The organism is Segatella cerevisiae (assembly GCF_024054555.1).
In the GTDB taxonomy this organism is placed as follows: domain Bacteria; phylum Bacteroidota; class Bacteroidia; order Bacteroidales; family Bacteroidaceae; genus Prevotella; species Prevotella cerevisiae.
This window is the reverse complement of the sequence record NZ_JAMXLY010000038.1, coordinates 23,020-34,543: the sequence shown is the minus strand read 5'-3', so window position 1 is coordinate 34,543 and position 11,524 is coordinate 23,020. Positions and strand designations below refer to the sequence as shown.

Below are 11,524 nucleotides of genomic sequence, written 5' to 3'. Positions count from 1 at the left end.
GACTTGTCTGAGGCAGAATACACTGCAATTGATCATGTGCGATGGAAAAATCGCAGCCTGACAGTAAATGGCAAAGATAACTGAGAATGAGAAACAAAAAAGAGGATGTATCTTTTGACACACCCTCATCACTTTGACTTCAAAGAATTTATATTTATGCAGAATCATTTGTCTACAAAACTACTTATTTTATTTTTCGCCGTGATGGTATCTCTGCCAGTATTGAGCAAGGACTATAATCATTCTATCGAAGGGCATATTGTTGACAATTTCAATAATAACGGGGTAGATAGCGTGCTCGTCACTTTAATGACGAATGATAGTACTGTGTTAGGCACTTGTATGACCGAAGGAGAAGAAGATAATGGTTATTATAAATTTGAAATAACCAAAATTGGCAAATATATTATTAAAGCAGAACGTATAGGATATGAAGACGCGTATACGAATTGTGAACTCAAAAGCCATCGCGAATTTGCATTGCTTCCGAAGCCAATCAGGATGACTAAGATTCGGCAACTGAAAGAAGTAACCGTCATTGCCACAAAGATAAAAATGGTTATGCGCGGCGACACTATAGTATACAATGCCGATGCCTTCAATCTCGCAGAAGGAAGTATGCTCGATGCGCTTATTGCTAAACTCCCGGGATCAAAAATGACCAAGGATGGACAGATATTTGTCAATGGCAAACGAATTCAGAGTCTACTCGTCGATGGAAACGAATTCTTTTCCGGAAATCCTCAATTGGCACTTGAGAATCTCCCAGCTTATACCGTTAAAAAGATAAAGGTTTTTAGCAAGTCAGGTGCAGCATCAAATATCATGGGACGCGACATGAACGACAAAACCTATGTAATGGATGTTCGATTGAAGAAGGAATATTCCCAAAGTTACATGGGCAACATGGAAGGTGGCATAGGTGCCAACGGTAGATATTCCCTAAAGGCAATGGGCACAAAGTTCTCCGATAGAGAAAAGTTTGACATCATAGTCGACATTAATAATATCAACCTAAATCAGCGTGCCGCCCTCGAAGGGGACAACTCTCCACAAAGCATCCCAAATGGTCGCATTGCAAAAAAGGAATTTGGATTACAATGGTATAGGAATTTCATGGGGAGTCCGACTAACTATTTCAGCACCAGTAATACCTATCGTCATATAGGTAGTGACGTTGAAAGTATCAGCAACACCCGGACATTTCTCCCAACAGGCGACTCCTACAAGCACAGCGAATCGTTTGCAACAAGTAGCTCTGATCACATCATTTCTAACAACCAATTCATGATTCAGGACAATGCACTAGACGGTAGGCTATACACCCTCAATTTCCTTGACTTCTCCTATGACAGAGACAAGGGGTTCGGTAGCTGTGAGTCCACCACATCAGATTCTGCATCGGTTCTCAACGACGTACTATCCTCCAATAGTGTCGAATCCAAGGACTACACCCTTTCTTTTAAAAGTGAAGGAGGTCTCAAAGTTGTTGCAGACATGATAAGAGTTAATTTCGGGGTTTCTTACGACCACAATACGCAAAAAACATTTTCATTGGACGATGTGCAATATTTTTCAGGCACATCGGCACGTGACTACCGCAACTATTATCGTGACCAGATGCAACAGCATTTCACTATTAACGGAGGTGCATCTTACGACTATTGCCTCAGATTTGCAAGTGTGAAACTTGGTTATGATTATAAATATACATTCAACAAGTCGGACAATTTGCTTTACCGTCTTGATAAGCTCTCGGGGTACGACTCTACTCGTTTTGATGTTTTACCCTCTGTTGTAGATGAACTGGCACAGGTAATGGATGATGATAATAGCTACAACTTCCACGAATACAGAAATGTACACACAATAAATCTAAATGGAACGAACATTCACGTGAATGCCCTTGGCGCTGATATCAAGTTCAACTTGCCCGTTCGTTTTATCAACGCGAACCTCTACTACGAACGCATTGGCCGACATGACGTAAGCCGTAACAAAATCTTCTTCGAGCCATCTCTGAGCATCAACCACGAGAACAACCACTGGTCATGGAACTATAGTGCCAATATCAATTCCGACTTCCCCGACCTCACCAACATGGTGGACTATCGGGATGACAGCGACCCGCTCAACATACGACTCGGCAACAGTACGCTGCGTGATATTCATCGCTATCATGCTGATGGTTTTTTACAATATAAAGGCAGCCAACAAAGAATGTTCAACATCAGTGCAGGCTACAACCAGACCGACAACGGGGTGGCTTTCGGCCTTACATTTGACAAGAGTACGGGTATTTCAACCATCAAACCACAGAGTGTGAATGGCAACTGGGGTGCAAACATCGGTTTTGGCTATACCCAGACTATCGACAAAGCACGCCTGTGGACCATCGACAATCAAATATCGGCAAACTACAATCATAGCGTGGACCTTGCTACCGTCGATGGTTATACGGAGAGTCAGCGCAGCATCGTTCATAATTACCTTCTAGGCGACAACCTGAAGCTCAACTTCCGTCCCAACGACAACTATGAGTTCTACTTCCATGCCGGCGGCAACTATTATATTATAAGAAGCGATCGCGATGGTTTCGAAAATATCAAGGCCAGCGACTACAACATTGGAATGAATGCACAGGTGGCTCTGCCATGGAAGTTCAGCCTTACTACCGACATGACTATGTATGCCCGCCGTGGATATCAGTCAACTGAGATGAACACCACCGACTGGGTATGGAATGCCCAGCTCACACGCAGTTTTCTCAAAGGCAAACTCGTGTCAAAGATCTGCGGTTTCGATCTTCTGCACCAACTCTCCAACACCCAATACGCCGTCAACGCACAGGGCCGCACGGAGACATGGCAGAACTCCCTCCCACGATACGTGATGCTCTCCCTCGCCTGGAGATTCAATGTAAATCCCAAACAATCCAACTAACGTTTCACCTTATAAGATATGACAATCTAACATTTATTATTCCATACGAACTTGACTCCATTTACAGATGCAAGAAAGTATTGCCTATAATAGATTTTGCATCCAAAACATGTAAGAATATCCTTATCTATGAAATTGGTAAATGCAACAACCATATTTCAGAACCTACTACCAAAAGGAAAAAATTCATTAAATATACTTTGATAACAAATTGACTTTACCTGAAAGCAAAGATATGACACTCTCGTAGTAAAGACAACTTTTCTTCCTTATTGTACTTCTTTGGACTGTTCTGCTAGAAGGTTTTTGCCAACCATGTTCCCAATACTTCTGCAATGATCTCCTTGGAATCGTCCATTTGCATCATGACTAGATTTGCTTTCATTCTACGAAATTTTACAAATGATGCCACAAAAGTATCATACAATTACATGGAATTGACCATGCACACATCAACATTCTATCCCCTTCATGCGCAACTCATTGTAGAAAATCCTTTCATCTTATCACGCAAAATGTAGGATAAACCAGACTTTCTCCTAAATCACATCTCATTTTTGCCAATGAATTCATCAAAAACTGAAATATGGTCATAGATCTGAAATACATTAAGCGACAACTGACAGGAAACAGACAGTTCTATAGGGTACTTTTCTCTCTCTTCCTCTTTCTACTTTTTTGCATTCCATTACCTGGAAAGGAGAAGGAGGCCGATACTTTACAGGACAGAGACACTCTCCGACATCAAGGTTTTATAGACCACTTTTCCCAGACTCATTTATTCCAATCTACCTACTTGGGAGTACCGCTCATTATCGGCGGACTCATTGAAAAACACCAAGACACCAAATTCAGAGAACTACGCAATGACTTCATGCCCAAGTTTCACCGGACACTCGACAACTATACCCAATTTGCTCCTGCCGCAGTCCTCCTAGGAATGAAAGCTTGTGGCATAGAAAGCCGCAGCTCCTGGGGGCGTATGCTGGTCAGTGATGCCTTTTCCACAGCATTGATGGCCGGTACGGTACAAGGATTAAAACACTCCATCAAGGTGACACGCCCGGACGGGTCTGATCATCAAAGTTTTCCTTCTGGCCATACTGCTACCGCTTTCATGACAGCAACTATGCTCAGCAAGGAATACGGTTATCTCAGTCCCTGGGTAAGCGTAGGCGCATACAGCGCAGCTACAGTAACGGGACTGATGCGAATGGCAAATAACAAGCATTGGCTAAGTGACGTAATGGTTGGTGCAGGCATCGGCATTCTATCCACCGAAATGGGATACTGGCTGGCGGATCTGCTCTGCAAAAATAAAGGACTGGACATTCCCGAACAACCCTGGGAAAGCCCCCTCTACTTCCAACAAAAGCCATCCTTTATTGGACTTTACATGGGATTTAATATGCCTTTGAGTAAATATGATCTTGATAAGGAACACAGTCTGAAGACTTCTACAGGAACAACTATCGGGCTAGAAGGTGCCTGGTTCTGGAATCCTTATATGGGTATAGGAGGAAGAGGATCTATTTCCAACCTGCAATATATCCTCAACGACAAGACTGCACCTGAATCAACGTTTGATTTCTATTCCGTCGGAATCGGCCCTTACTTTTCTTATCCGCTTACAGTTCGCTGGAAAATCAGCAGTAAACTCTTAATCGGTGAAGTAAAATATTTAAAAAATAATATTTCAGGTGTTTATACAGGTAAGCAAGAGGGATTGATGGCGGGAACAGGAGCTGATATCGACTACCAAATCCGAACTCACCTGGCAGGAAGCCTTTTTCTTGACTATACACTACAAGCACCCGCCAGCAAATACAGCGGAGAGTATCTTCACCTGCTCACGCTGGGAGCAAGAATCTCCTTCAGATTCTGAACAAAACTTCGTAGTAAAATGAAAATATGAAAAGAATTATAGCCATTATGCTGCTAGTCCAGCCCATTATGGCTCTGGCCCAGCAGTCACTGGATGAGTTCCAGCACCTGGCGTATCAGAACAGTCCGCTGATTGTAGCCACTCAAAACAAAAAAACGATGGATAATGAGGAAATAGCTCGCCTTGAAGCCTTTTACACCCATGCTCGGGTGGAACTACAGGGTGATCTGCTCTTTGTGCCCATTATAACCACAGACAATGGTCATACCCAGTTTAAGATTGACGCGCAGAGCGCCGATAGATATTTCGGCTATGACCCTGGACAGACAAGCAGTCATGCTAATATGGACATTGTGTGGATGAAGCCGCTGACGGGTGAGCGCCCCCTACGCGATGAGCAGAAGCGGTTGCGCACCAACCAAGCTGTCGCCGATGACCATATCAGACTGACTATTCATGAGCTGGATAGACAGGTGACAGAACAGTATCTGTTGTGCTTATTAGATCAAGAGAACGAGAGATCATTCCGTGCCATTGACAGCATATTAGTGCATCAGACCAATATTGTCGCCCGTCTTGCGGTACAGGGTCTGGGCAGTCCTGCCGATACGCGACTGCTTCACATCGAACAGCAGAACTTAGCCGATCAAGCACAGGCGGCAAGGCAACTATGGATAAAACACAGAGCCGAACTTGATGCTCTCTGTGGACTATGCGATACTTCAACACGATCGTCACTTGCATTGCAGTCAGTGACCATTCAGTCATACTTACCGCAAATACAAACCTCCTCCTTTCTTAATCAATACCATCTCCAATCGCAACAGGCACAGGCTGACTACAACTGTTACCGCAACCTCTACCTGCCTCAGCTATCGCTCTATGCTGATGCAGGTGTGCAGACGGGCACCTATCACGACCTTTATAAGCGATGGGGTGCCAGTGTGGGACTACACTTCTCTTGTACTCTATCCGATGGGAAACAACTAAGTCACCGCCAACGACAGATGAGGTTGTTGCAATCCACCGCAGATTACGAGGCCGAAAAAGCTGAAAACATGCGCCAGACACGGCTTCATGAGCTCACGCTGCTCATTCATATACAGGATGAGCGCATCACCGCAGCACAGCGACAACTAGACGACTACCACATACTGCTGACCGACTATGCCAAGGAGGTGCAGGCCGGACGGCGATCGACAATAGACTATGTCAACGTACTCCACAGTTACCAGAAACAAATGGGCACGCTTAATGAACTAAATATCAACAGAAGTCTATTAGTCAACACGTATAATTATTGGAATTGGTAATCATGAAATATTCTTTAATTCTTCTTTTCACTTTGTCTCTCCTGATAGGTTGCAAGCAGAGTGGAGACACCGCTCAAACACTCAAGCCCCATACAGAAGTGACCCTTACCCACGTGGAAAACGGCAACATCGGACAGCAGATAGAATTGCAGGCCGTGACCGAATATCTACATACCATACAGATCACTGCACCCGTAAATGGCTACATTCGCAGCCTGCCCATTCATCCTGGACAGCGAGTGGGCCGCGGTGTTTTCCTCTTTTCAATGGTCAGTGCCGAACAACAAGCTTTAGGTCTGCAGGTAGTACCGCAGACGGTACGTGCTTCGCACGCATCGATAGTTATGTCGGTAAGCCCGCAAACAGGCAGTTATGTGACCGAAGGCAGCGTAGTCTGTTCTCTAACCGACCTAAACAGTCTCGTATTTTGCGTCAAAGTACCTGTTGAATATACGCACCACATCCATCAAGGTACTCCTTGTACCTTAATTCTACCAGATGGTCGCCAATTGCATGCTACTCTATCCTCTCCGATGATGAATATGGATAGCAGTGACCAAACTATCGACTACGTGGTGCATGAACCAAGTTTGGCATTGCCTGCAGGTCTGCAGGTTGGTGCACATTTCACACTCTCTTCGGGCCGACAGTCAGCCCATCAGATTTTACCAATAGCAGCAGTACAGAGCGATGACAATATGACTCACTTCTGGGTTATGCGCATGGTCACTGACAGCACCGTAGAGCGAGTGAACGTGACGGTGGGCAACCATAAAAAAGACCAAGTAGAGATTCTCTCACCACACCTTTCCCCCAGTAACCGTTTTGTTCTCAATGGTGCCTACGAACTTGCAGACGGGGCACTTGTAACCGTGAAATAGGTATGAAAAAGGAAGTAAAGAAGAGTATGCACAGCCAATATATGAAGCCCATCCTCTTCGTGGGTATTCTGTTGCTGCTGGCTGGTGTATATAGCTATCTCAATACATCGAAGAGCCTGTTTCCCGAAGTACAGTTCCCACGCATCACGCTCATTGCAGATGCCGGCCAACAACCTGTTGACCGCATGATGATCACTGTCACCAAGCCCTTGGAAAGTGCAGTGAAGAAGGTACCAGGTGTGACCATTGTCAAGAGCAGCACCAGCCGTGGCAGTTGTACTATAGAAGTTTATTTCAAATGGGGACTGGACATCTATGCCCAAAAAGCGCAGTTAGAGAGCCGTATCAACGAGATTAAAGGTTTCCTTCCGCAAGGTACGGTCATTTCGACCGAAGTAATGAACCAGTCTCTTTTTCCCGTCTATGGTTATACACTCAAGAGCAAAGTTCACAGTCAGATTGAAATGCGTGACGTAGCCAACCTTATTATCCGTCCTCTTTTCTCTCAGGTGGACGGCATCAGTAACGTTGTGGTACACGGAGGACGAGCCAAAGAGTTTGTCATTGTGCCTGAGGTCAACCGTATGTCGGCCCTCGGCTTGACACCACAGGACATCAAGCAGGTCTTCCAACACACGAATTTCATTGAGAGCAATGGTCAGATATCCGCCTATCACCGACTCTATCTCACTCTTACCGACACACGCATCAAGACCGTACAACAGATAGAAAACACTATTCTGCGCAATAATCAGAACCGTACCGTACGCCTCAGGGACGTGGCGCATGTGGAAGTACAGAACCAGCAGGAATTCCTGAAAATTAATGCTGATGGAGACGATGCTGTGCTCGTAGATTTGGTCAAGCAGCCTGGTGTGAATCTTCTCACTTTTTCTAAAGACGTAGAGCAGAAGGAGAAAGAGGTTGAGCAGGCTCTCCCTAAAGGTTATGAGTTAAAACCTTACTATAATCAAGGAGGCTTCGTAGAGAAAAGCATCTCCAGTACTGTACGAACCATTATCGAGGGGCTCATACTAGCTATCATCGTCATGATCATTGCCTTGCGCTCCTGGCGTGCGAGTCTGGCTGTCATCCTATCTATCCCTGTCACATTCTGCTTTAGTATCTTTCTCGTAGATTTGTCGGGCATCACGATCAATGTCATGTCACTCGGTGCCATTGCAGCTTCAGTGGGACTAGTGCTTGACGACGCAGTGGTCATTATAGAACAAATTTACCGTGAACAGGAGGAACATCCTGACAAGTCTAGGATCGATGTGGTGAAAGATGCTGTCCACAACCTTTTCCCCGCTATGGTAGCTTCATCGCTGTCTACTATCGTTATTTTTTTCCCTTTTCGATTGATGAGCGGTCTGGCCGGGGCTTTCTTTCGTGACCTTACCACCACGATAGAACTCACACTGATAGCCTCGTTTTTTGTCACGTGGCTACTCTTACCTACCCTTTATCTCGCACTGACCAACCACACAATATTCAAACCCCGTCACCCAGATAAGACACAGGAAGAGATGGCTGCTGAAGCAATCCAGCACGTGCGACTGTTAACATGCCTCTACCGGCATTCACTAGTGGCCGGGGCTTTCGTAACGATGGTCGTCATCAGTGGCTATGTGTCTTACCGGCAAGTGGCTACAGGTTTCCTGCCTGAACTTGACGAAGGCTCTATCGTGCTTGATTATCATTCACCCTCAGGTACAGACATTGATGAGACAGACCGCTTGTGCCGCCAGATGGAAAGCATCATCATGAGCCACCCGGAAGTGAAAACATACTCGCGGCGAACTGCACTGGGAATGTCATTCAGCGTCAAACCATCCAACTTCGGCGACTATCTTATCCAACTTAAGCCCAACCATAAGGAATCTACACCTCAGGTCATCAGCGACCTGCGCCGGAAAATTAATGCAAAGGTACCTTTGATGACCATTGACTTCGGCCAACGCATCAGTGACCTATTAGGTGACCTAATGAGTACACCACAACCTATTGAAGTAAAAATCTTCGGCGATGACTACACACGACTACAACAACTTGCTACACTGGCTGAGAATATCATGAAGAAGACTCCCGGAGTGGTGGATATCGATAATGGTCTCGTATCAACAGGAACTTCTATTGTCTACACTCCTGACGAACAGCGGTTAGCACAATATGGTATCGCCATGAACGACTTCAGTGAACAGTTATCGTGCTATGTGGGTGGTATTCCCTTATCTGAAAGCAACAATGTCATTGAGCCCGATCCCTCACAGACAGCCATGACCGGTGGCCTGCAAATTGGCTCAATACAAGATGGTGAACAAATGCGCCGCATCCTGTTGCGCTTTACACCATTTTCTGATAATACCCCTGATAAAGTACTACGGCAACCTGTGTTTCTGCCAGATGGTACCATGCGCCCAATGGGTTTCTTCTGCAAAGCGACGGTACTACCCGGTGAGATAGAGCAGAAACGCGAGAACCTGAAGAGCGACATTACACTGACTGCACGTCTCGACGGCCGTGATCTTGGTTCAACTGTGGCTGACCTACAACAGAAGTTCGCCAAACAACTCAACCTACCTCAGGGCTACACCTTGCAATATGGTGGTGCTTATGTCGAACAGCAACAGTCTTTTCAGGAACTCGCAGTCATCCTTGGACTAGCTGTGCTTTCAGTCTTCGCTATTCTGATGTTTCTATTCCGTGAATGGCTGCTCTCCCTCACCGTACTGTTTACCGCTGTGATAGGTGCAGGTGGCAGTCTCATTGCTCTATGGCTTACTAGTACGCCTCTCAACGTGAGCAGCTATACAGGCATCATCATGGTGGTAGGTATTATCGCAGAGAATGCTATTTTCACTGTCAATCAATACGATATGAACCGCGCCCGTGGAGGGTCAGTGTCAGAATCGGTCGACTATGCCATTGCCTTGCGTCTACGACCGAAATTGATGACCGCCATCAGTGCAGTCATGGCGCTTACACCGCTGGCGCTAGGTATAGGACTGGGTGCACAGATGCAACAACCGCTAGCCATTGCCGTCATCGGTGGCTTTATTGTGGGATTACCACTGCTCTTGATAGTCCTGCCTTGTCTAATCTTACTCATCAATCGCAAGTTTTCCGAACAGGAGGAACGGCAAGAAGGCCACTTTATGGCTACAGGAAGGTAACTAGCAGCCTGTATGAGAAAATCTGAAAATATGTCTTACAAATACTGTGTCAGAATGCCCCACACGGCCAGGATGTGACACACTGACCCCCCAAGAACGAAAAAGTGAAATACTGTGTGCATGTATTTCCGTTTGTTAAGACTGTAAAATACAGCCCCCGTGATGTAACTTACGCCCTCTGCCACAATCCATAGTAAGGTTGCCAGAGAGAGGCTGTCTATCAGAGGTTTGAAAGCTACCAGCACACTCATGCCCATCCCCACAAAGCAGATAGTCTCTAAGTTGCTGTGGTCTTTAAGATGAATGAAACTGATGAGGGTTCCTGCCAAGGCACATGCCCATACGAATACGAATATAGCCCATCCCCAATAACCGTGTTCACGCAGTACAATCAGCGCTATTGGGGAGTAAGAACCTGCAATGTGCCAGTAAATTGCCGAATGGTCCCATTTGCGCAACTTTTCTTTCCATTTAGAATATGCGGACAACGCGTGGTAGATGGTGGAGGCTAGATACGAAGCCAACATACCAAACAGATATAAGATGACTCCAGCCGTGGCCCATCCATTTCCGGCCCGCAGGCACTGTGTCAGGAAAATTGTCCCTGCAATTACACCCAGAACGATGCCCGCTGCATGCGACCACGAGTTCCACAACTCCTCTTTATGTGAGAAATGTATTTTCATCCCCATATTCTTAAATTATGGCGCAAGTTACAAATTTATTTTCTATCTCAAAATTATCTCATGATATATACTTACCACTATTTAATTGAACAAGCAGTAAGGTAACAAGATCTATACTCAACATAAAAACGCCATCCTCTAACTCTAAATGTAGATTCCCTGTTCAGGTTTACTTGAAAGCAAAATACACAGCTACTATCAAAAAAAAGAAAGACACTGCATGATTCCAATGCAAGCCTTCGCCCTGAAAAAGAAAACCTGTAATAATGGTAAAAACCGTCAGGCTGATCACCTCCTGTATTACTTTCAATTGTACCAGAGAATACGGACCTCCATTATCTATAAAACCAATACGATTGGCAGGAACCTGAAAACAATATTCAAAAAAGGCAATCAACCATGATAAGGCTATTATCCCAATTAATGGCCAATTACTCGTTACACCCATCTGTTGCAGCTTCAGATGTCCATACCAAGCCAATGTCATAAAGAAATTACTACAAACCAGAAGTAAAATTGTATATATACCCTTCATATCAGCTATTTTCTCAACTAAGAATCCTCAAGCATCACATTATAGTGGGCAAAGATACAACTTCTTTATGAAACCAGAGAATCGGTTACTGATTTTCTAAAACAC

General features: G+C 45.1%; 7 protein-coding genes. 5 read left to right on the top strand and 2 right to left on the bottom strand.

Annotation, left to right across the window (positions count from 1 at the left end; all coding sequences use genetic code 11):
• Positions 1-156 precede the first annotated feature (156 nt).
• The 5 genes from NG821_RS09660 (at position 157) to NG821_RS09640 (ending at position 10,198) form a co-directional block, all read left to right on the top strand.
• Entirely contained in the window at positions 157-2,943 is a 2,787-nt protein-coding gene (locus NG821_RS09660; protein WP_252761458.1) for a TonB-dependent receptor, read from the top strand.
• Between the two features lie 586 nt (positions 2,944-3,529).
• Positions 3,530-4,828 (top strand): phosphatase PAP2 family protein, encoded by a 1,299-nt coding sequence (locus tag NG821_RS09655; protein ID WP_252761457.1) that lies wholly within the window; start codon positions 3,530-3,532, stop codon positions 4,826-4,828.
• A 26-nt stretch (positions 4,829-4,854) separates the two neighbouring features.
• Positions 4,855-6,141, top strand: coding sequence for a TolC family protein (locus NG821_RS09650; protein WP_252761456.1), 1,287 nt, complete (start codon positions 4,855-4,857; stop codon positions 6,139-6,141).
• A gap of 2 nt (positions 6,142-6,143) precedes the next feature.
• Positions 6,144-7,022, top strand: a complete 879-nt coding sequence (locus NG821_RS09645) for an efflux RND transporter periplasmic adaptor subunit (RefSeq protein ID WP_252761455.1) — start codon at positions 6,144-6,146, stop codon at positions 7,020-7,022.
• A 2-nt stretch (positions 7,023-7,024) separates the two neighbouring features.
• Complete coding sequence (locus NG821_RS09640) at positions 7,025-10,198, top strand: efflux RND transporter permease subunit (RefSeq protein ID WP_252761454.1); 3,174 nt, start codon at positions 7,025-7,027, stop codon at positions 10,196-10,198.
• Between the two features lie 35 nt (positions 10,199-10,233).
• On the opposite strand, the gene trhA is transcribed toward NG821_RS09640, so the two are convergent.
• Together trhA and NG821_RS09630 are read right to left on the bottom strand one after the other, a co-directional pair.
• Positions 10,234-10,890, bottom strand: coding sequence for a PAQR family membrane homeostasis protein TrhA (gene trhA, locus NG821_RS09635; RefSeq protein ID WP_252761453.1), 657 nt, complete (start codon positions 10,888-10,890; stop codon positions 10,234-10,236).
• A 163-nt stretch (positions 10,891-11,053) separates the two neighbouring features.
• The gene (locus tag NG821_RS09630) at positions 11,054-11,419 is read right to left on the bottom strand and encodes a DMT family protein (RefSeq protein ID WP_252761452.1); all 366 of its coding nucleotides are present in this window, start codon (positions 11,417-11,419) and stop codon (positions 11,054-11,056) included.
• Positions 11,420-11,524: the final 105 nt, after the last annotated feature.